Source organism: Campylobacter lari, from assembly GCF_001017575.1.
Classification (GTDB): domain Bacteria; phylum Campylobacterota; class Campylobacteria; order Campylobacterales; family Campylobacteraceae; genus Campylobacter_D; species Campylobacter_D lari_C.
In genome coordinates this window covers 1,196,803-1,217,523 of the sequence record NZ_CP011372.1, presented here as the reverse complement: position 1 = coordinate 1,217,523, position 20,721 = coordinate 1,196,803, and the positions used below count along the sequence as shown (strand labels likewise).

The 20,721-nt window shown below is 29.9% G+C and carries 19 protein-coding genes, 1 tRNA gene and 2 pseudogenes; 13 read left to right on the top strand and 9 right to left on the bottom strand.

The window, feature by feature from the left end:
- The first annotated feature begins 106 nt into the window (after positions 1 to 106).
- From CD56_RS06310 to CD56_RS06300, 3 genes are read left to right on the top strand one after another with little or no spacing between them, the layout of a single operon-like run.
- Complete coding sequence (locus CD56_RS06310; RefSeq protein ID WP_080956355.1) at positions 107 to 817, top strand: plasminogen-binding N-terminal domain-containing protein; 711 nt, start codon at positions 107 to 109, stop codon at positions 815 to 817.
- Positions 817 to 2,199: an FAD-linked oxidase C-terminal domain-containing protein gene (locus CD56_RS06305; protein ID WP_047208534.1), complete on the top strand. Its 1,383-nt coding sequence runs from the start codon at positions 817 to 819 to the stop codon at positions 2,197 to 2,199. Before CD56_RS06310 ends, CD56_RS06305 begins: the two co-directional genes overlap by 1 nt.
- Complete coding sequence (locus CD56_RS06300) at positions 2,199 to 3,011, top strand: YihY/virulence factor BrkB family protein (protein ID WP_047208533.1); 813 nt, start codon at positions 2,199 to 2,201, stop codon at positions 3,009 to 3,011. Before CD56_RS06305 ends, CD56_RS06300 begins: the two co-directional genes overlap by 1 nt.
- Here the strand turns inward: CD56_RS06300 and CD56_RS06295 are convergent.
- From CD56_RS06295 to CD56_RS06280, 4 genes are read right to left on the bottom strand one after another with little or no spacing between them, the layout of a single operon-like run.
- Positions 2,958 to 4,214 (bottom strand): ComEC/Rec2 family competence protein, encoded by a 1,257-nt coding sequence (locus tag CD56_RS06295; RefSeq protein WP_047208532.1) that lies wholly within the window; start codon positions 4,212 to 4,214, stop codon positions 2,958 to 2,960. The two genes, CD56_RS06300 and CD56_RS06295, sit on opposite strands and share 54 nt — an antisense overlap.
- Positions 4,211 to 4,774, bottom strand: a complete 564-nt coding sequence (locus CD56_RS06290) for a DedA family protein (RefSeq protein ID WP_039618983.1) — start codon at positions 4,772 to 4,774, stop codon at positions 4,211 to 4,213. Before CD56_RS06290 ends, CD56_RS06295 begins: the two co-directional genes overlap by 4 nt.
- Positions 4,775 to 4,782: 8 nt before the next feature.
- Positions 4,783 to 6,336 (bottom strand): ribonuclease Y, encoded by a 1,554-nt coding sequence (gene rny / locus CD56_RS06285; protein ID WP_047208531.1) that lies wholly within the window; start codon positions 6,334 to 6,336, stop codon positions 4,783 to 4,785.
- Entirely contained in the window at positions 6,260 to 6,889 is a 630-nt protein-coding gene (locus CD56_RS06280; RefSeq protein WP_047208530.1) for a 5-formyltetrahydrofolate cyclo-ligase, read from the bottom strand. The genes rny and CD56_RS06280 overlap by 77 nt, the downstream gene beginning before the upstream one ends.
- Before the next feature lie 67 nt (positions 6,890 to 6,956).
- Here CD56_RS06280 and CD56_RS06275 point away from each other — a divergent pair, with 67 nt between their 5' ends.
- From CD56_RS06275 to CD56_RS06240, 8 genes are all read left to right on the top strand, one after another.
- Positions 6,957 to 7,502 carry a TlpA family protein disulfide reductase gene (locus CD56_RS06275; protein ID WP_047208529.1) on the top strand — a complete coding sequence of 182 codons (546 nt, stop codon included), beginning with the start codon at positions 6,957 to 6,959 and terminating at the stop codon, positions 7,500 to 7,502.
- A complete protein-coding gene (ftsY, locus tag CD56_RS06270; RefSeq protein ID WP_047208528.1) occupies positions 7,502 to 8,368 on the top strand; it encodes a signal recognition particle-docking protein FtsY in 867 nt (288 codons plus the stop codon). The genes CD56_RS06275 and ftsY overlap by 1 nt, the downstream gene beginning before the upstream one ends.
- Positions 8,369 to 8,371: 3 nt before the next feature.
- Positions 8,372 to 9,712 (top strand): DNA repair protein RadA, encoded by a 1,341-nt coding sequence (gene radA / locus CD56_RS06265; protein ID WP_047208527.1) that lies wholly within the window; start codon positions 8,372 to 8,374, stop codon positions 9,710 to 9,712.
- A complete protein-coding gene (locus tag CD56_RS06260; protein ID WP_052768385.1) occupies positions 9,703 to 11,211 on the top strand; it encodes a phytoene desaturase family protein in 1,509 nt (502 codons plus the stop codon). Before radA ends, CD56_RS06260 begins: the two co-directional genes overlap by 10 nt.
- Positions 11,212 to 11,273: 62 nt before the next feature.
- A complete protein-coding gene (locus CD56_RS06255; RefSeq protein WP_047208526.1) occupies positions 11,274 to 11,954 on the top strand; it encodes a F0F1 ATP synthase subunit A in 681 nt (226 codons plus the stop codon).
- 124 nt (positions 11,955 to 12,078) lie between these two features.
- Positions 12,079 to 13,497, top strand: coding sequence for an Asp-tRNA(Asn)/Glu-tRNA(Gln) amidotransferase subunit GatB (gene gatB / locus CD56_RS06250; protein WP_047208525.1), 1,419 nt, complete (start codon positions 12,079 to 12,081; stop codon positions 13,495 to 13,497).
- Between the two features lie 2 nt (positions 13,498 to 13,499).
- Positions 13,500 to 14,402 (top strand): NAD(P)H-dependent glycerol-3-phosphate dehydrogenase, encoded by a 903-nt coding sequence (locus CD56_RS06245; RefSeq protein WP_047208524.1) that lies wholly within the window; start codon positions 13,500 to 13,502, stop codon positions 14,400 to 14,402.
- Complete coding sequence (locus tag CD56_RS06240; RefSeq protein ID WP_047208523.1) at positions 14,399 to 15,562, top strand: metal-dependent hydrolase; 1,164 nt, start codon at positions 14,399 to 14,401, stop codon at positions 15,560 to 15,562. Before CD56_RS06245 ends, CD56_RS06240 begins: the two co-directional genes overlap by 4 nt.
- Before the next feature lie 12 nt (positions 15,563 to 15,574).
- Here CD56_RS06240 and cetZ (CD56_RS08560) read toward each other — a convergent pair.
- The 5 genes and pseudogenes from cetZ (CD56_RS08560) to CD56_RS06220 form a co-directional block, all read right to left on the bottom strand.
- Positions 15,575 to 16,000, bottom strand: a pseudogene (gene cetZ / locus CD56_RS08560) (energy taxis response protein CetZ); the annotation flags it as partial.
- Positions 16,001 to 16,102: 102 nt separating this feature from the next.
- Positions 16,103 to 16,768, bottom strand: a pseudogene (gene cetZ / locus CD56_RS08555) (energy taxis response protein CetZ); the annotation flags it as partial.
- Positions 16,769 to 16,938: 170 nt separating this feature from the next.
- Entirely contained in the window at positions 16,939 to 17,373 is a 435-nt protein-coding gene (locus CD56_RS06230) for a hypothetical protein (protein ID WP_047208521.1), read from the bottom strand.
- Between the two features lie 19 nt (positions 17,374 to 17,392).
- Positions 17,393 to 17,478 (bottom strand) — tRNA-Leu (locus CD56_RS06225).
- Positions 17,479 to 17,503: 25 nt separating this feature from the next.
- Positions 17,504 to 17,827 carry a F0F1 ATP synthase subunit C gene (locus tag CD56_RS06220; RefSeq protein WP_012661906.1) on the bottom strand — a complete coding sequence of 108 codons (324 nt, stop codon included), beginning with the start codon at positions 17,825 to 17,827 and terminating at the stop codon, positions 17,504 to 17,506.
- Between the two features lie 194 nt (positions 17,828 to 18,021).
- Here CD56_RS06220 and CD56_RS06215 point away from each other — a divergent pair, with 194 nt between their 5' ends.
- A complete protein-coding gene (locus CD56_RS06215) occupies positions 18,022 to 19,374 on the top strand; it encodes a sodium-dependent transporter (protein ID WP_039642064.1) in 1,353 nt (450 codons plus the stop codon).
- A 9-nt stretch (positions 19,375 to 19,383) separates the two neighbouring features.
- Entirely contained in the window at positions 19,384 to 20,721 is a 1,338-nt protein-coding gene (locus CD56_RS06210; RefSeq protein WP_047208520.1) for a sodium-dependent transporter, read from the top strand.

Genomic DNA, 20,721 nt, shown 5'->3' with positions numbered 1-20,721 from the left:
AAATTTAAACATAAATTTGTATTTTACTTAATTTTTCTTACAATTTTGTAAGGAAAAAACAATATAATTTATTTTTACACTTTTTAAGGAGTATAAATTGTCAAGAATTATTTTAGTGCTTTGCTGTTTTTTAGCATTTTTACAAGCTAAAAATTTTGATTTAATACAAACAAAACTTGAAAAAGTAGATGATATTTATGGTTATATAAAAGATGATCCTAGGATTTTATTGCACTCAAGTGGTATAGTTGTACATGAAATTGATACACAAAAATCTATCATTGCAAGAGTTAGTGTGATAGGGCGTGAAAATGGTTTGGTTAAATTACAATTTAAAGTTTTTGATATGCTAGCCCAAGATGCTATGCCTTTACCAAATGTATTGCCACAAGTAGGCGATAAAATAGTTTTGAATTATTTATACGATAGAGCTTTGATTATAGCTCCTGATAAAAGCGTGTATGATTTTATAGCTCAAAAATTAAATGGAATTTATTTTTTACATCCTGATTTATTTGGTGCTCATATGATACAAGAATACCGCCAAACCCCAAGAAGATCAGATTTTAGATCTTTTTGTTCAAAAAATGCTGTTGGGCTTTTAGTGGTAGCTTTAGAAAATAAAGCTGAGATAGTTGATTGTCAAGACTTTGGCAAGATTGAAGAATTTGCCATACCTCAAGCTCAAAGTTTACAAATTCCATTTTATTCAAGAATTACAGGCTATAAAAGTGATATTTTTAGCTTAAACGATGAGGCTATTGGAAATTATTATGTATATTATGAAAAACTAATTAGCTTAACTAGAGAAAAATAATGCAAGAAATTCATCAAAAATTCTTTCAAGATCTTTTAGGGGTTGAAAATGCACATTTTGATCCTATCCATAAAAGAGCGTATAGCTATGATGCTACTAAAAAGCATTATCTGCCTGATGGGGTGCTTTTTCCAAGAGATGAAAATGATATTAGTCAAATTCTAAAATATTGCAATGAAAATAAAATCATCGTTATTCCTAGGGGTTCAGGTAGCGGATTTACCGGTGGAAGCTTGGCTGTTAATGGTGGAGTGGTGCTAAGCTTTGAAAAACATATGAATAAAATTTTAGAAATTGATCTTGAAAATTTAGTTGCAGTGGTACAACCTGGTGTAATAAATATGGCTTTACAAGAAAAAGTAAAAGAATATGGCTTATTTTATCCACCTGATCCTGCTAGTATGGAGTATTCTTCTTTAGGGGGCAATGTAAGCGAAAATGCAGGGGGTATGAGGGCTGCTAAGTATGGTATAACTAAAGATTATGTAATGGCCTTAAGAGCAGTTTTACCTAATGGAGAAATTATTAGAGCAGGCAAAAAAACCATAAAAGATGTAGCGGGTTATAATCTAGCTGGAATTTTAATAGCAAGTGAGGGATCTTTGGCTGTGCTTAGCGAGATTACTTTAAAACTAGTAGCTTTGCCAAAGTTTAAAAAGACAGCTATGGGGATTTTTAATAGCATTGATGAAGCGATGAATGCAGTTTATAAAACTTTAGCTAAAGGTGTAACTCCTGTATCTATGGAATTTTTAGATCAACTAAGCATACAAGCATTAGAGCAAAAATTTCAAAAAGGCTTGCCTATGGATGCGGGTGCGATTTTAATCGCTGATGTAGATGGTAATGTAGAAGAGGCTTTGGAAGCAGATTTAAAAATCTTGCAAGAAAGTTTTTATGAATCTGGCGTAAGAGAGTTTAAAATAGCAAAAGATGAGCAAGAAGCAGCTGATATTTGGTTTGCTAGAAGAAATTGTTCTCAAAGCATAGCAATGTATGGAAATTTAAAACTTAATGAAGATATTACAGTACCGCGTTCAAAACTACCTGAGCTTTTAAAAGGCATAGCTGAAATTTCTAAAAAATATGGTTTTAAAATCCCTTGTTTTGGTCATACTGGCGATGGGAATGTGCATACTAATGTAATGGTAAGTGATAAAAACAATCCTGAATTAGTTAAAAAAGGTTATGAAGCTGTGGAAGAGGTGTTTAAGCTTACGGTCTCTTTAGGTGGGACTTTAAGTGGAGAGCATGGCATAGGCATTTCAAAAGCTCCTTTTATGAAGCTTGCTTTTAATGAAGCTGAAATGGACTTAATGAGAAATATCAAAAAAGCATTTGATCCAAATAATATACTCAATCCTTTCAAAATGGGACTTTGATGAGTTTTAAAAACTTATTTAAAATTCTTTTAGCTTTAAGAGATAAAGAAATTTTAAATTATGCTGCGGCCTTGAGTTTTTATACTATCTTGTCTTTAATACCACTTTTGTTTTTGTGTTTTTGGGTTTTTACCCAAATTCCAAGTTTTGAAATTTATCAAGAAAGAATTAAAAATTTAATTTTTACTTTTTTAATCCCGACTCAACAAGAATTAATCATACAATACATCAATACCTTTTTAAAAAACAGTGTAAATTTAGGACTTATAGGACTTTTGGCTATGGCTTTGACTTCTTTGGCTTTTTTTTCAGGTTATGATTATGTGATTAATAAGCTCTTAGAAGAAGATTCTAAAAGTCTTTGGCACAGTATAAGCTCTTATTGGACTTTAGCAACCTTAACCCCACTTGGGCTTGGGGTGAGTTTTTATATTTCAGGTTTTATACAAAAAACCTTAGATGATTTTAATATTGCTTTAAATTTTTTTGAGATTTTACCTTATGTGATTATATGGGCTTTGTTTTTTGTTTCTTATTCAAGTTCGGTAAGCAAAAAAGGCGATTTAAAAACCTTACTTATTAGTTCTTTTGGCGCTTCTGTAATTTGGTATATTTCTAAGATGATTTTTGTGTATTATGCTGTATATAATAAAACTTATTTAAATGTATATGGTTCTTTTTCTGTAATATTATTTTTCTTTTTGTGGATTTATATTTCTTGGATTATTTATCTTTTGGGATTAAAGGCTTATTTGCTTTTAAATCAAGAAAATAAAGGGAATAAACCCAAGAGAAATTACAAAAAGAGCTAAGTGTTTATTAAATATAGCGATTAAAGATAAAATTAAATAAATACAATAAAACACAAAAGGTATTGATAGATTAATTGCATGCATTTTAAACTCAAAAAAATGCATTAAATATAAATCTAATAAATTTCCATAAGAAAAAATATGCAAGATTAAAACCAAAGGATAAAATACCACAAAGGCTAAGCTTAAAGGTATGGCTAAAAATTGCTGAAAACTAAGTAGAGGAAAAAAGTATAATACAGGGATAATCATTGCTAAAAAGGTCCAAATATTTAGCAAAAAAACATGAGTAAAATTTGAAAATTGATCTTTAAAATGGTGAAGATACAAATAAATATAAAAAACTCCCAAAATAGAAAATAAAAAGCCAACACTAAAAAGAAGTTTTGGAAAAATACTAATACAAAATGCTATACTTAAAAATAAAAATTTAAAACTGAGTATTTTAATATTTTTACTAAATAAATAAAAAGCAAAAATGCTCATTAGTAAAGCTCTTGTATAAGAAGGGCTAAAATCTATTAAAAATATATACAAAATTAAAAGCAAGAAAGCAAAAATGCTAATGTCAAGTTTTAAACTTCTATAAGGAAAATATCGTTTATGAAAAAAAGCGTATAAAGGAGCAAAAATCAAAAAGCAAAAGCTAAATAACAAGCCCAAATGATACCCGCTAATAGCAATTAAATGCGCGATATTATAAAAATTTACATCATTTCTAAGTTCACTTGATACATTTTTTGCAAAAAATAAAGCCCCGTAAAATTCTTTGATTTTTTCATTTTGATGTTGATTTAAAAAATACCTTATTAAGGTATTTTCTTTTTGTGTTTTGGTTTTGTTAAAATCATAACTTGGTGCATAAAAACTTTTACTAAGATAATTTTTAAAGTTAATATTTTTAGTGATAATTCTAAGATTTATCACATCATTTTTACTTAAATTTAGATCTTTAAAGCTAGTAGTGTAAAAAATAAAATCAGAATTTTTAAGTTTTAAAACTTGATATTTTTTACCTTTTTTATTAGTTTTTTCATAAGAAGATAAAACGATATTATCTTTAAGTAATAAATGTTTAGTAAGTTTAAAATTTTGATATTTTTTATACTCATAGATGAAATTTAAACTAAAAATTGCTAAAAAACATAATAATAAAATAAAAAATTCTCTATAAGTTTCTTTTATAGAGAATTTTAAACTCATTTTTTCTTAGAAAAGCGTGATAAATATAACCATATAATAAAAATTAAAGTGATTATAAAAGCAGGAGCTATGTAAGGATAGTTGGTAAATACTTCAAAAGCCTCTTTTAGAGTATTTCCAAAAATAAAACCAGCATAGCCTAAAATAACAGCCCAAATCAAACTAGCTAAGGTATTGATGATAAAAAATCTTATAAAGCTAAATTTACAAAGACCTGCTGCTATAGGAATGATAGTTTTTACTCCATAGATAAATTTTTGCACCACTAAAAGCAAGTCACCGTATTTTTTGATTTTCATCATAGCAAGAGCAATTTTTCTTCTATGATTTTTAAAATAAGGCATTATGTCTTTTTTGTAGTATTTTCCTAAGATAAATAACAAGGTTGATCCTATGGTATTAGCTAAAAAGGCTAAAAATATACATAAATGCAAATCAAGTTTAGTAGAACTTGCACAAAGCACTCCTGCAGCAAGTATAGCAACCATACCTCCACCAAAAGAATAAAAAAATAAAATCAAATAGCCATAAGTGCTTAGATTATCTATCATTTCTTGCATGAAAAACCTTATCTTGCAAAATCAATAGCTCTAAGCTCTCTGATGACATTGACTTTTATTTCACCAGGATATTGTACTTTTTCTTGAATTTCTTCAGCTATTTCTTTGGCTAAAAGCACAGATTCATCATCATTGACTAATTTTGCATTAACAATAACTCTAATTTCCCTGCCAGCATTAATAGCATAAGCCTTTTTAACCCCTTCTTTGCTCTTTGCTATATCTTCAAGCTCACTCACTCTTTTTAAGAAGGCTTCTAAAACTTCACGTCTTGCACCAGGGCGTGCAGCGCTTAGTGTATCTGCTGTACAAACTGCAGCTGATTCTATACTTATAGCTTCTTCATGCCCATGATGAGCATAAATTGCATTAATTACAACAGGATGTTCTTTGTATCTTTTACAAAGTTCAGCTCCTAAATCCACATGAGAACCTTCAAATTCATGCGTTAAAGCCTTGCCTATATCGTGTAAAATCCCAGCTCTTCTTGCTAATTTTTCATCCCCACCACACTCAGCTGCTATGATTCCAGCTAAATGTGCTACTTCTAAAGAATGTGCTAGAGCATTTTGGCCATAACTTGCTCTATATCTTAATTTTCCTATTAATTTAACAATTTCAGAGTGTATATTATTAAGTCCTAAATCCATTACTATAGTTTGACCTTCTTCTAAGATATTATCTTCAAATTCTTTGCAAACTTTTTCATGAATTTCTTCTATTTTTGCAGGTTGTATTCTGCCATCTTCAACTAAAAGCTCAATTACTTTTGTAGCAATGGCGCGTCTATAAAGATTAAAACAACTTACTATAATCGCTCCAGGTGTATCATCGATGATAATATCAACACCCAAAACCATTTCTAAGGTTTTAACATTTCTCCCTTCTTTGCCTATAATACGACCTTTTAGCTCATCATTTTTGATATTTACTACATTGATTAATCTTTCAGCAGCAAATTCCCCTGCAAATCTTGAAGTAGCTTGCGCTAAGATAAAGTTAGCCTTTCTTTTAGCTTCATTTCTAGCTTCTTCTTCGTATTTTCTAACAATATGGGCAATCTCAGCTCTTGAGTTTTCTTCTACTTTTTGTAAAACTATATTTTTTGCTTCTTCTTGTGTAAGACCAGCTGAATGTTCAAGAATTTTTAATACCTCACTAAGCTTTGTTTCATAATTTTGTTTTAAATTTTCATTTTCCTCATGTAAAGCTTTTATAGCTTGCTGTTCTTTTGCTAGCTTGTTTTTATTTTCCTCATGAAGTTTTTCTTGATAATGAAGATTTTGTTCTTTTTTATTAAGCTCTTCTAGTTTAATAGAATGCTCTTTTTGAAGTTTTTGAATTTTTTCATCAAATTTTTTCTTTGCTGCAAATTCAGCTTCAGCAACCGAATTTTTAGCATCTTTAAGTGTTAGTTCAGCTTCATATTCAATGGCTTTTGCTTTTGCTTTTGCTTGCTCTAAAAAGATATTGAAATTTGCATCATTAATCTTTTTGGCGACTATATACCCAATCCCTCCGCCTATAAAAACGGCTATTAATGCGACTAATATTTCTATCATTGTTTTTAACTTTCCTAAAATATTTTTTATAAGGGTTTATATAAAAATTTCCTTTTATATCATGATCTTGGCTAAAAAATTGATCAGATTTTGCATCTATCATTTGCGTAAAAATAACCAAAGGTTTTTTATAAGAAATGCTTTCAAAAAACCTATCGTAAAAACCTTGACCATGACCGATTCTTCCTAATTTTGCATCTACACCTATTACAGGAATAATTGCAACATCAATGTGAGTTTGCAAAAAAGAATCTTTTGGCTCATACACCCCAAAGCTCTTTTTTTCAAGAGCTAATCTTAATTTTACTACCTTTAAACTTTTATCTTGCATAAATGGGACGAAAATTTGATATTTTTTTGTTAGAAAATGTCTGAATTTATAAAGATTAATTTCATATTTTAAAGGGATATATATAAGGATATTTCTACAATTTTTGTATAAATTTAGAATTTTCTTTATTTCTTGAAAAACCAAAAAATCCCTTTTGTATTGATACTTTAATTTTAAATGCATTTTGGATTTTTGTTTTATTCTAAAATTGTTTTTTATCAAGGCTTTCCTTAAAGTTTTTAACTTTTTATGTTATACTTTTAAGCTTAAAAAATCATAAGGATAAGAATTGAAATTTAAAATTTTTTTAGTAATTTTTATCGCGGTATTTTTTGCTTCATGCTCTAGTGATAAAGAAAATTCTAGTACTGAAAATACAGACAATGCGAGTTTGACTCAAAGTGAAAATATTGATTTTACTTTAAAATTTTTAGATGGTAGGAAAATGTATGTGAAATATCATGAGCAAGCATTTAATTTTGATGATACGGCTAAAGCTAAGTTGTTTGTTTTTTTTACAAGTTGGTGTGCACCTTGTAAGGCTCAAATTCCACATTTAAATAATCTAAATAACAAATATCAAGAAAAATTTGAAGTAATAGCGCTTTTTTTGGAAGAAAATAAAGAGCAAGAAATATTAACTTTTATAGAAGATGAAAAAATTAAATTTCCAGTAGTTATCGGAGAAAATAATTTTGTTTTTTCTAAAGTTTTAAATGTTAGTTCTATACCAACAATGGTGTTGTTTAATGCAAGAGGCGAAAAGATTAAAGAGTATTTAGGGATAATCCCTGAAGAAATGTTAGATATAGATATACAAAAAGCGATAATGTAATGTTTGGATTTTTAAAAAATGGTTTGAAAAAAACCTTAGAAAGTATTCATTTAGTTAAGGCTTCAAATAAAATCATTACCAAAGATTTGCTTGAAGAAATGCTTTTAGAAGCTGATGTGGCATATGAGATAGTTGAAGAGATTATTTATTATCTTCCTCCAAATGATGAGGTTAAAAAGGCCGATTTAGAGCGTGTTATGGGGACTTATTTTATTTATGATAGACCAGAACTTGCTAATGCCAAGCCTTTTGTGGATTTGATTTTAGGTGTAAATGGAGTGGGTAAGACTACAAGTATTGCTAAAATGGCGCATTTGCATAAAGAAAATGGCGAAAAAGTTATACTTGGAGCTTGTGATACTTTTAGGGCAGGAGCTATAGAGCAGTTAAAATTATGGGCGCAAAAATTAGATATAGATATCATAGCTACTTCACAAGGACACGATCCTTCAGCAGTCGCTTATGATGCTATTTCTAAAGCTTTAGCAAAAAACTATGATAGGGTTATTTTAGATACAGCAGGACGCTTGCAAAATCAAAAAAATCTTGCTAATGAGCTTGAAAAAATCGTTCGCATAAGCGATAAAGCTATGCAAGGAGCTCCTCATAGAAAAATTCTTGTGCTTGATGGTACTCAAGGTGTGGCAGGAATTTTGCAAGCAAAAGCTTTTAATGATTTAGTAAAACTTGATGGAGTGATTATTACAAAACTTGATGGAACCGCTAAAGGTGGAGCTTTATTTAGCATAGCAAGAGAACTTGAGCTTCCTATTTTATATGTAGGAGTAGGGGAGCAGCTAGGACAAATTCATGAGTTCAACCCTAGTGAATATGTTAAAACTTTAGTTGAAGAGATTTTTGCTTAATTTATGGCTAAAAAACACATTTTATTTGAATGTCAAGCTTGTGGAAATCAACAAAGCAAATGGCTAGGAAAATGTCCTGAATGTGGTTCTTGGGATAGTTTTGTTGAGTTAAAGCAAGAACAAATTAAAGTTTTAAAAGAGTTAAACTCGCTTTCAAGCACTCCAAGTTCTGCTGTATGTATTAACGATGTTGTGGCAGAAAATTTTACGCGTATAAGCACTGATGATAATGAGCTTGATTTAGTTTTAGGCGGTGGGCTTGTTGTGGGCTCTTTGGTATTGATAGGAGGTTCCCCAGGAGTTGGAAAATCTACGCTTTTGCTAAAGATTGCTTCAAATCTAGCTAAAAGTGGTAAAAAAGTACTTTATGTAAGTGGCGAAGAGAGTAAGTCACAAATCAAACTGCGTGCAGATCGCTTGAATGCAAATTGTGAAAATTTATTTTTGCTCACAGAGCTTTGTTTGGAAGATATTTTGAGTGAGCTTTCTAAAAAAGATTATGAAATTTTGATTATTGATTCTATACAAACTTTATATTCTAACAAAATCACTTCAGCAGCAGGTAGTATCACTCAAGTTAGGGAAATTACTTTTGAGTTAATGCGCTATTCTAAAGCAAATAATATTAGCACTTTTATCATAGGGCATATTACTAAAGATGGAGCTATAGCAGGACCTAGAATTTTAGAGCATATGGTAGATGTAGTGCTTTATTTTGAAGGTGATGCTAATAAAGAAATAAGAATTTTAAGAGGTTTTAAAAATCGTTATGGAAATATTTCTGAAGTTGGTATTTTTGAAATGACTTCTAAGGGTTTAATTAGTGCTAAAGATATAGCTAATAGATTTTTTACGCGTGGTAAGGCAGTAAGTGGTAGTGCCTTAAGTGTGGTAATGGAAGGAAGCAGAGCTTTGGTGTTAGAAATTCAAGCCTTAGTTTGTGAGAGTGCTTATCCAAAACGCAGCGCAACAGGTTATGAAAAAAACCGTTTAGATATGCTCATAGCTTTACTTGAGAGAAAGCTTGAAATTCCTTTGGGACACTATGATGTTTTTATTAATGTAAGTGGTGGGGTAAAAATTAGTGAAACTGCGGCAGATTTAGCAGTAGTTGCGGCTATTATTTCAAGTTTTAAAAACCGCCCTTTAAGTAAAGATAGTGTTTTTATAGGTGAGCTTAGCTTAAATGGTGAAATCAAAGAAGTATTTTCACTTGATGTGCGTTTAAAAGAAGCTAAAATGCAAAAATTTAAAAATGCCATAGTGCCGGTTAAGCCTATGGAAGATCTTGGTTTAAAATGTTTTGTAGCCAAAGAATTACGTGAGGTTTTAGAATGGATGTAAAATTTGATGTAGTTATTATAGGTTCAGGTCTTGGGGGCTTAAGTGCGGGTGCTTTTTTAGCTAGAAATGGTAAAAGAGTTTTGATTTTAGAGCAGCATTCTTTAATCGGTGGTTGTGCTACTTGTTTCAAAAGAAAAGGCGCTTTGATTGATGCGGGGCTTCATGAGATGGATTTAGGTGAAGCAAAAACTGACATGAAGCATTTAGTTTTTGAAAAGCTTGGTATAAAGAATAAAATTGAAATTTTACCTTTACCAAGTGCTTGGAGCATTAAAAGTAAAAACTATAATTTGACCTTGCCTCATGGTATAGAAAAAGTAAAAGAGGTTTTAAAAAAGGAATTTCCACAAGAAAGTAAAGGTATAGATAAATATTTTAAAGCTATAAGATTGCAAGCTTATGCTATTCGAAGATTTCCTTGGGATTTAAAATTAAGCGAGTTATTGTTATTTCCATTTAGCACTGCTTGGATATTTATTAAAAACAGATTGTTTAATAAAAAAGTTTATGATGTTTTAAATGCTTATATTAAAAATGATAAGCTAAAAAAGATTTTAAATGCAAATTTAAGTTATTATCATCATGATAGTAAAGAATTTATTTTTTCTTATCATGCTATGGCGCAAAAACATTATTACGATGGCGGAGTATACATTAAAGGTGGCTCGCAAGCTTTAAGTGATGCTTTGGCTGAGGTTATCAAAGAAAATCAAGGGCAGGTTTTAGCCAAGGCTGAAGTTGTTAAAATACTCACAAAAGATCAAAAAGCTTATGGAGTAGAATATACTCATAAAAATGAAACTCACATGGTTTATGCGCAAAAAATTATTGCTAATTGTGATCCTTTAATCGTATATAAAGACTTGCTTAAAGATTTAAATTTAACCCAAGAAATCAAAGCAATAGAATCTAAAAAGCGTGCTTGTTCTTTGGTAAGTGCTTATTTTATTTATGATAAAGATATTTCTAAAATTTATGAAAATATGGATTATTGTAATTTTGTATTTGAAGATGATTTTTTAAATAGTTCATATGAAAATACTAATATTTTAAAACTAGATATCAAAAAAAGACCTATGGCTTTTGTAAATTATTCTAAGGTTGATAGTGGCTTAGCTAGCGATAAATATATAGGTGTTGTAGCTTTTAGTTCAAATTATCAAGAATGGGATTTAAATAAGGAAGATTATAAAGCCAAAAAAGAAGAAGTATTGAAAGCCATAGTGCAAAGACTAGATGAGATTTTTCCGAATTTAAGCTCATACTTAATCCATCAAGAATTAGCCACTCCAAAAACTATACAAAGATATACTAAAGCTTATGAGGGTGCAATTTATGGATTTTCTCAAGATCAAGAAGGGGCTAAATATAGATTACATTATAAAAGCAAAAGTGTAGAAAATTTGTATTTTGCCAATGCTTTTATATTTCCTGGTGGTGGTTTTACAGGTGCGATTTTGGGTGGATATTTTTGCGCTAATAAAATGAATTTTCATTAAAATATAAGCAAATTTTTTCTATAATATTAGCTTTGAAATATTTATTCTGCTAAGGATTTTTAATGAAAGATTTATTTTTATTTAGTTCTTTTATAGATTCTAGTCACACTTTTGCATACTTTTTTCACTTAGGTATAGTAGTTGTGATTTCTTTGATTTTAGCAAAACTTGCTACAAGATCCATGCAAATTGTTCCAAGAGGTAGTCAGAATTTAGCTGAAGCTTATATGGAAGGCATTCTAAGTATGGGTAGAGATACTATGGGTAGTGATGAAGCTGCTAGAAGATATTTACCTTTAGTTGCAACTATAGGTTTTATGGTGTTTTTTAGTAATATTATAGGGATTATACCAGGTTTTGAGGCTCCAAGTGCTAGTTTAAATTTTAGTGCGACTTTAGCTATTATAGTATTTATATATTATCATTTTGAAGGTATTAGAACTCAAGGATTTTTTAAATATTTTGCACACTTTATGGGACCTGTGAAAATTCTAGCACCTTTAATGTTTCCTATAGAAGTGGTTTCTCATATTTCAAGAGTTATTTCTTTATCTTTCCGTTTATTTGGTAATATCAAGGGGGATGATTTATTCTTAGCAGTTATTTTAGCTCTTGTGCCTTGGGTTGCACCACTACCTGCTTATATGCTTTTAACTTTTATGGCATTTTTGCAATCTTTTATTTTTATGATTTTAACTTATGTTTATTTAGCAGGTGCAACTGTAGTTGATGAACATCATTAATATTGAAAAAGCAAAAATATTTTTTTTGCTTTTTCTTTTTTTAATCTTCTTCTTTTATTCTTTTTTAAACTCTTTTTGAAATAAAAAACGCTAGAATAATCAAAAAATTCTAAGGAAAATTTTAATGTTTGAAGTTGTTATAGGACTTGAAGTTCATGCGCAATTAAATACAAAAACAAAAATCTTTTGCTCATGTGCGACTTCTTTTGGAGTAAAATCAAATACTAATGTATGCCCAACATGTTTAGCTTTACCAGGTGCTTTACCTGTATTAAATCAAGAAGCGGTAAAAAAAGCCATAGCATTTGGAAAAGCAGTTAATGCAACTATAAATAAAAAAAGTATTTTTAATAGAAAAAATTATTTTTATCCTGATTTGCCAAAAGCTTATCAAATTTCGCAATTTGATATTCCTATAGTAGAAAATGGCGAGTTGTTTATCAATGTAAATGGAGAAAATAAACGCATAGGTATTACTAGAGCTCATTTAGAAGAAGATGCAGGAAAAAATATACATGAGAGTAATTTTTCAAAAGTAGATTTAAATAGAGCAGGTACGCCTTTGCTTGAAATCGTTAGTGAGCCTGAACTTAGAAGTTCTGATGAGGCAGTGGCTTATTTGAAAAAGCTTCATTCTATTATAAGATTTTTAGATATTTCAGATGCAAATATGCAAGAAGGCAGTTTTAGATGTGATGCTAATGTTAGTATTCGTCCAAAGGGCGATGATAAGCTTTATACTAGAGTCGAGATTAAAAACTTAAATTCATTTCGTTTTATCCAAAAGGCGATTGAGTATGAAGTAAAACGTCAAAGCGAAGCTTGGGAAGATGGAAAATACGATCAAGAAGTTGTACAGGAGACAAGATTATTTGATACGGTTAATTTAGTTACTAGAAGTATGAGAGGTAAAGAAGACTCTGCTGAATATAGATATTTCCCTGATCCTGATCTTTTACCTGTAATTTTAGATGATGAAATGCTAAATCAAGATATACCTGAACTTCCTGATGAGAAGAAAGCTAGATTTGTTAGTGAATTAGGTATTAAAGAAAGTGATAGTGAAGTGATTGTGTCTTCATTGGAGCTTTGTAGATATTTTGAGTATTTAATTGATCAAAAATTAAACCCAAAACTTTGTGTTACTTGGCTTACGACCGAGTTAATGGGACTTTTAAAAGGTGAGTTAACTATAGAAAACTCACCTGTAAAACAAGAAAAATTAGCTATTTTGATCAAACGTATAGAAGAAGGTGTTATTAGTGCTAAAGCAGGTAAGGATATTTTAGCTTATGTGTTTGAAAACACAGAAGTTGAAATTGATGATGCTATTGAAAAACTTGGTTTAAAACAAGTAAGCGATGATGGTGCTATTGAAAAGATTATAGATGAAATTTTAGCAAACAATGAAGATAAAGTGGCTGAATATAAAAGTGGTAAAGATAAACTTTTTGGTTTCTTTGTTGGTCAAGCAATGAAAGCGGGTAAAGGTGCATTTAATCCTGCCAAGGTAAATGAAATTTTAAAAGCAAAACTTGGTTAAATATGAAAATAGCAGTTATTGGTGCAGGAAAATGGGGAAGTGCTTTATATGATGCATTGAGTGCTAAAAATGAATGCGTGATAACTTCTTTTCATGAAAAAGATCTTTCTTATTTTGTTAGCACCAAAGAAGCTTTAGAATATGAATATTTAGTTTTTGCTTTATATGCTCAAGGAATACATGAGTGGCTTACAAATAATTTTAAAGATTTAAATCAAAAAATTCTTGTAGCTTCTAAGGGTATTGACTGTAAAAGTTTAAAATTTATGGATGAGGTTTTTAGCGAGTTTATAAGTAGTGATAGACTTTGTTTTTTAAGTGGTCCTTCTTTTGCAAGTGAAGTGCTAGAAAAAAAACCTTGTGCTTTGGTTGTTAGCGGTAAAAATCAAGATCTTTGCAATCAATTTGCAAGTTTTTTTCCAAATTATATTAAAACTTATACAAGTTCTGATGTTAAAGGTGCTGAGATTTGTGGTGCATATAAGAATGTTTTAGCAATTGCAAGTGGGGTTTGCGATGGCTTAAATTTAGGTAATAATGCAAGAGCTTCTTTAGTCTCAAGAGGCTTGGTGGAAATGCACCGTTTTGGGCAGTTTTTTAACGCTAAAGAAGAAACATTTTTAGGACTTAGTGGGGCTGGAGATTTATTTTTAACAGCTTCTAGTAATCTATCAAGAAATTATAGAGTAGGTTTAAGTTTGGCTAGTGGCAAAAATATAAAAGATATTTTAATGGAGCTTGGAGAGGTAGCAGAAGGAGTGCAAACTGCTTATGCTATACATTCTTTATCAAAACAATTTCAAATTTATACCCCGATTGTTAACGAAGTAGTCTTAATGCTAGAGGGCAAGAATGCTTGGGAATCTTTGAAAGATTTGATGTCATCGAAGGAGGAAATATCATGATTATCAAAAATGCAAAAATTTATGGTAAGCAAAAGCTTGATCTTAAAATAGAAGATGGAAAAATCACTCAAATTGCTAATGATTTAAATGATGATGAGCATATTGTTGATATAGAAGGTAAGACTTTACTTCCTTCGTTTATTGATTTAAATGTTAGTTTACTTGATAATGAATTTAGTATAGATAAATTATATGATCTTGAAAAAGCATGCTTAAAAGGTGGGGTGGGGACTATTGTTTTAAAAGATAGTTTAGAAGCTAACACTCAAGGCTATGCGCTTTATTTTGATAAATTAAAATCTTTAGATATTAATGTTTTGCCTACTATTAATGTATTAGATAAAGCAGAAAAATTAAAAAATATTGCTACCTTAATTGATATGGGCGCAAAAGGCTTAGAGCTTTCAAGTACTTTAGGTGCAAATTATTTAAGACAATGTATGCAATATGCTAATATGAAATCAACTCCGGTGTTTTTAAAGTGTTTTGATGAGAGTTTTGATGATCATGGAGTGATGAATGATGGACAAACAAGCTTTGAATTAGGACTAATAGGAATTAGCGATATAGCTGAAACTAGTGAAGTGGCAAAAATGAAAGAATTAGTGGAATTTTATGAAAACAAAGTTTGTTTTAGCTCTTTGGCAATTACAAGGTCATTTGAATTATTGCATGATCAGTATAGTGAAATTTCAATTCATCATTTAATCAAAGATGAAAGTACATGTGAAAATTTCAATACTCAAGCAAAAATCTTGCCTCCATTAAGAGCAAAAGATGAATTAATACGCCTTAAAAAATTACTTCAAGATAAAAAAATTACTTTCTTAAGTTCTTTACATACTCCTAGCACTAAAAAAGATTTAGCTTTTGATGAAGCAGATTTTGGAGTTAATGCCATAGCTATGTATATGAGTTTATGCTTTACGTATTTAATAAAAGAAAATATTTTAACTTGGAAAGAATTATGTGATTTTACAAGTTACAATCAAGCGCAATTTTTAGGATTAAATAAAGGAAAAATAGAATCTGGTTTTGATGCTGATTTGGTTGTGTTTGATGAAAATTATTCTTTTAATGGAGAAGGTTTATATGTAAATGATATCTTGCAAGGCAAGGTAGAGAAAAGCTTTATAGCAGGAAAAGTTTTTAGCATTTAAGCTAAAAACTTTTTATTTATTTTGCATAGCTTGTGCTACTTGAGCTGAGCTATTTCTAATTTTTTCCATACAGTCTCTAGCTTCTTTAGCTAAGTCCACACTTTGATTTACGCCACTTAAGCCATCTTTTATACTTTGTACTACTTCAGCAGTTACATTTCTAATAGAATTAATCGTAGTGGTAATTTCATTTACCGAATGTCCAGTTCTTTCGGCGAGATTTCTAACTTCATCAGCAACAACAGCAAAACCTCTACCATGCTCACCTGCACGTGCTGCTTCAATAGCAGCATTTAATGCTAAAAGATTAGTTTGATCTGCTATATCACTAATAGTTTGAATAATATTTTTAATTTCCTCTGACTGCTCATTTAGTGAAGAAACTAAATTGCTACTATTATTCATCATATCAGCAATGCCTTGAATATTTTGAACCGTATTTTCTATGACGCTATCACCTTCTTGAGTTAAATTATCATTTTGCTCAGCTAATTCACTGATAAGTTTTAATTTTTCCTCATCTCTTACAACTTGCTCAGTAATATCTGTTGCAAATTTAATAACTTTGTAAATTTCTCCATCATCATTTTTAATTGGATTATAGCTAGCTTCTAAATGGATTAGCTTATTGTTTTTACCAAAGCGTATGAATTTTCCTGATTGAAATTTACCACTTCTTAGCTCTTCCCAGAAGATTGTGTATTCTTTTGAGTTTCTAAACTTTTCCTCACAGAACATACTATGGTGTTTTCCTTTGATTTCATTTAGTGAATAGCCCATAGTTTGAGTAAAGTTTTCATTAGCATTTAAAATCTCTCCATAAGGATTAAATTCAATGATAGCCATAGAGCGATTAGCTGCATCTATGGTATTTTTTAGATCAAGCATTTCATAGTGTCTTTGAGTGATATCATTTGCAAATTTAATAACTTTATATACTTCATTATTTTGGTTTAAAATAGGGAGATAATTTGCTTCAAGATAGATGTCTTTTCCACCTTTTGCAATACGTCTAAAAAGACCATTTCTTGATTTACCGCTTTTTAAATCTCTCCAAAAATCAACATAACGTTGTGATTTTACAACTTCAGGCAAGCAAAACATACTATGGTGTTTTCCTTTGATTTCATCTAGAGAGTAATTCATAGTTTTTAGAAAATTTTCATTAGCGCTAATAATAGTTCCATCTGTTTGAAATTCTATCATAGCCATAGTTTTGCTGATAGCATTTAGTATATCTTGAAAAGCTTGATTAGATTGCTCTAATTGAGTAATTTGTTCATTAAATTTTTTCCTACTTGTAAACATAATAACTCCTTTTATTTTAATACTATTATAAATTATATATTTTTTTTAAAATAAATAATTTTCTTGTGTTAGCTTTTTGTTAAATTAGAGAATTTTTCTTGTAAAGAAGTTCTTATTGAATCATTGATTTTTTCACTATCATTTAGATATTGCTCGTTAAGTTTTTCAAACTCTTTTAAAAACTCAAAAAGAGCTTCTTCCCATAAGGCATTGCTTTTTTTACTTAAATTCATAGTTTGAATATGGTTAAGTTTTCTACTCATATTACTTAAATTTTCTAAAAATTCATCTTTATGATTTTCATTTTGAAGTGTAAAAGTGCCTCGCAAAAAATTATTTTTGATATTTCTTATTTCTTCATTGATTAGATCGCAAAATTCAGAATATATGTCATTTTTTATAGGTTCAAGCAAAGCTTGCTCATCTAATTTTAAGGTGTATTTTTTAATAGCAAAGAAAAGAATTAAAAAAGCTACCGCGCTAATTAAGAGATAAAAAGCCATTTTTTAAAATTCCTTGAAATGGTGCGGTTAGCGAGATTTGAACTCGCACACGCTGAGCGCACCACCCCCTCAAGATGGCGTGTCTACCAATTCCACCATAACCGCGTAAAGCCCTAAAAGGGCTTAAAAATTAAGCTGCTACTAATGCTTGGAATGGATTAGCATAAAGAGCGATAAGAGCAATAACAAGTGCATAAATAACTTGAGCTTCAATCATCGCCAAAGCAATAAACATAGTAGTCATTAATTTACCACCAAGACCAGGATTTCTAGCAGTACCTGCTATAGTTGCTGCTGCAGTGTTACCCATACCAATAGCTCCACCTAAAGCTGCAACACCAAGTCCTAAACCTGCTGCTAAGATAGAAAAAGAAGCTAACCATTGATTCATAGAACCTTCAGCTGCAAATGCAAAACCGCTTAAAGCTAGCATTAAAAATACGATTTTTTTCATAGTTTTTCCTTATAAAAATTTAAATCCTTTCGGCTTGCGTATCCCTACTCGTGATTTATAAAAGCGAAATTATATATCAATATAGCTTTAAAATTATTGAAATTTAAATTAATATATCTATTTTAAAACAAATTAAAGTTTTTTTTAGCTACATTAAAAGTTTTTTATAGTTTTATAAATTTAAGGTTATTTTTATGAATGAAAAATTTTCTAAAATAGGTTTTGTATTAGCAGTAGCAGGCTCAGCTGTTGGGCTTGGAAATGCTTGGAAATTCCCAACTTTAGTAGGACAAAATGGAGGCTCAGCCTTTGTGCTTTTGTATTTACTTTTGACTTTGGGAGTAGGTTTTGTGATATTTTTAGCCGAACTTAGCATAGGAAAACTTAGTGAAAAAGACCCTGTAAATGCTTATTATACTTTAGCACCAAAACACAAAAGAGCTTGGTCTATAGTCGGTTTTTCACTAATAGGTGCTATTTTAATTGTTTCTTTTTATAGTGTGATTATAGGATGGATTGTGAAGTATGCTTATTTTGGATTTTTTCCTTTACCAAAAAGCATAGAAGAAAGTGGTGCTATTTTTGGAAATTTACTTTCTAATGATGTTTTATCTCAATTTATATGTTTTACTTTTGTATTTATAGTGATTTTTTATGTAGTATCAAAAGGTGTTAAAAGTGGTATAGAAAAACTCAATGTTTGGATGATGCCAAGTTTATTTATACTACTTATTTTAATGCTTGGGTATTCTTTTAGTATGGATGGTTTTTCTAAAGCGAGTGAGTTTTTGTTTTCTCCGGACTTTTCCAAGCTTGGGGTAGGAGCGTTTTTGAGTGCTTTAGGACTTGCTTGTTTTTCTTTATCTATTGGAGTGGGCTCGATTATAACTTATTCAGCGAGTTTATCAGATAAAACAAATTTTATTACAAGTACTATTAATATTATTATTATTAATATTATTATTGGTATTATGATGGGGCTTATTGTATTTACTTTTATATTTGAATTTAATGGAGATCCAGCTCAGCAAGGTCCAGGTTTGATTTTTGTATCTTTAATGAGTTTGTTTTCAAATATTGATCCAATCGGTTTTTTACCTTTAGGAAATATTTTAGCTGTGGCTTTTTTTATAGCTTTATTTTTTGCAGGGATTACTTCAGCAGTTTCCATGATAGAGCCTTTAACTTTTTACTTAATCAATTCTTATAATTTTACAAGAAAAAAAGCTTTGATTTTTATAGCTTTCATTGTATATTTTTTGGGAAGTTTGTGTATTTTATCAGGAATTGAGTGGAGTAAAGATTCTTTAGAATTTTTTGGAAAAAGTTTTTTTGATATATTGGATTTTATAGCTTCAAATTTAATGATGCCTTTGGGTGGATTATTTGGTGCAATTTTCGTAGGCTTTGTGCTTAAAAAAGAAGCTTTGCAAACTTTATTTTATCCTTATATGAGGGGTAAATACTTTGAGTGCTGGTATTTTTTTGTAAGGTATATCTCGCCTTTAGCGGTGATTTTAATCATGGCAAAACAATTATTTTTTTAAGGTTAAAAGATGAATGAAAAATTTTCTAAAATAGGTTTTGTATTAGCAGTGGCAGGTTCAGCTGTTGGGCTTGGAAATGCTTGGAAGTTTCCAACTTTAGTGGGTAATAATGGCGGATCAGCTTTTGTAGTGGTGTATTTGCTTTTAACCTTAGGTGTGGCTTTTGTGATATTTTTAGCCGAACTTAGCATAGGAAAACTTAGCGAAAAAGATCCTGTAAATGCTTATCATACTTTAGCACCAAAGAACAAAAAAGCTTGGTCATTTGCGGGATTTTTTATGCTTGGTGCTATTATTTTAGTGTCTTTTTATAGTGTTGTTATAGGTTGGATAGCAAAATATGCTTATTTTGGGTTTTTTGAACTACCTAAAGATACAAATGAAGCAGGCGCTATTTTTGGAAATTTACTTTCTAATGATGTTTTATCTCAATTTATATGTTTTACTTTTGTATTTATAGTGATTTTTTATGTAGTATCAAAAGGTGTTAAAAGTGGTATAGAAAAACTCAATGTTTGGATGATGCCAAGTTTATTTATACTACTTATTTTAATGCTTGGGTATTCTTTTAGTATGGATGGTTTTTCTAAAGCGAGTGAGTTTTTATTTGTGCCTGATTTTTCAAAATTAAGTGTTAATTCTATATTAGATGCACTAGGGCTTGCATTTTTTAGTATGTCTTTGGGTGTTTGTGTGATTTTAACTTATGCAGCAAGCTTGCCTGATAAAACAAATTTTATAAGTAGTGCTTTAAATATTATTATTATTAATACTATCATTGGTTTAATGATGGGGCTTATTGTATTTACTTTTATATTTGAATTTGGAGCTGATCCTACCCAACAAGGTCCAGGGCTTATATTTATATCACTAACAACACTTTTTGCAAAATTAGGATTTTTAGGAAATGTTTTAGCTATAGCCTTTTTTATCGCATTGTTTTTTGCAGGAATTACTTCGGCTATTTCCATGATAGAACCTTTTACTTTTTATCTTATAAATCGTTATCAAATTTCAAGAAAAAAAGCTTTGGTTTTTGTGGGTATGATTGTTTATTTTCTTGGAAGTTTATCTATACTTTCTTTTTATCATGTAAGTGCGCCAAGTTTAAATTTCTTTGGAAAAAGTTTTTTTGATATTTTAGACTTTTTCATACAAAATTTATTAATGCCAATTTCTGCTTTAATTACAGCATTTTTTGTGGGTTTTGTGCTTAAAAAAGAAGCTTTACAAATTTTATTTCAACCATTTATGCGCGGGATATATTTTGAAATTTGGTATATCTTTTTAAGATATATTTCTCCATTAGCAGTGATTTTAATCATGGCTAGACAGCTTTTTTTCTAA

Excerpts from the sequence above, each read along its gene's own strand:
- CD56_RS06305 (WP_047208534.1), top strand. The coding sequence starts at position 817 with ATGCAAGAAATTCATCAAAAATTCTTTCAAGATCTTTTAGGGGTTGAA.
- CD56_RS06300 (WP_047208533.1), top strand. The coding sequence starts at position 2,199 with ATGAGTTTTAAAAACTTATTTAAAATTCTTTTAGCTTTAAGAGATAAA.
- CD56_RS06295 (WP_047208532.1), bottom strand. The coding sequence starts at position 4,214 with ATGAGTTTAAAATTCTCTATAAAAGAAACTTATAGAGAATTTTTTATT.
- CD56_RS06290 (WP_039618983.1), bottom strand. The coding sequence starts at position 4,774 with ATGCAAGAAATGATAGATAATCTAAGCACTTATGGCTATTTGATTTTA.
- rny (WP_047208531.1), bottom strand. The coding sequence starts at position 6,336 with ATGATAGAAATATTAGTCGCATTAATAGCCGTTTTTATAGGCGGAGGG.
- ftsY (WP_047208528.1), top strand. The coding sequence starts at position 7,502 with ATGTTTGGATTTTTAAAAAATGGTTTGAAAAAAACCTTAGAAAGTATT.
- radA (WP_047208527.1), top strand. The coding sequence starts at position 8,372 with ATGGCTAAAAAACACATTTTATTTGAATGTCAAGCTTGTGGAAATCAA.
- CD56_RS06260 (WP_052768385.1), top strand. The coding sequence starts at position 9,703 with ATGGATGTAAAATTTGATGTAGTTATTATAGGTTCAGGTCTTGGGGGC.
- CD56_RS06255 (WP_047208526.1), top strand. The coding sequence starts at position 11,274 with ATGAAAGATTTATTTTTATTTAGTTCTTTTATAGATTCTAGTCACACT.
- gatB (WP_047208525.1), top strand. The coding sequence starts at position 12,079 with ATGTTTGAAGTTGTTATAGGACTTGAAGTTCATGCGCAATTAAATACA.
- CD56_RS06245 (WP_047208524.1), top strand. The coding sequence starts at position 13,500 with ATGAAAATAGCAGTTATTGGTGCAGGAAAATGGGGAAGTGCTTTATAT.
- CD56_RS06240 (WP_047208523.1), top strand. The coding sequence starts at position 14,399 with ATGATTATCAAAAATGCAAAAATTTATGGTAAGCAAAAGCTTGATCTT.
- CD56_RS06230 (WP_047208521.1), bottom strand. The coding sequence starts at position 17,373 with ATGGCTTTTTATCTCTTAATTAGCGCGGTAGCTTTTTTAATTCTTTTC.
- CD56_RS06220 (WP_012661906.1), bottom strand. The coding sequence starts at position 17,827 with ATGAAAAAAATCGTATTTTTAATGCTAGCTTTAAGCGGTTTTGCATTT.
- CD56_RS06215 (WP_039642064.1), top strand. The coding sequence starts at position 18,022 with ATGAATGAAAAATTTTCTAAAATAGGTTTTGTATTAGCAGTAGCAGGC.
- CD56_RS06210 (WP_047208520.1), top strand. The coding sequence starts at position 19,384 with ATGAATGAAAAATTTTCTAAAATAGGTTTTGTATTAGCAGTGGCAGGT.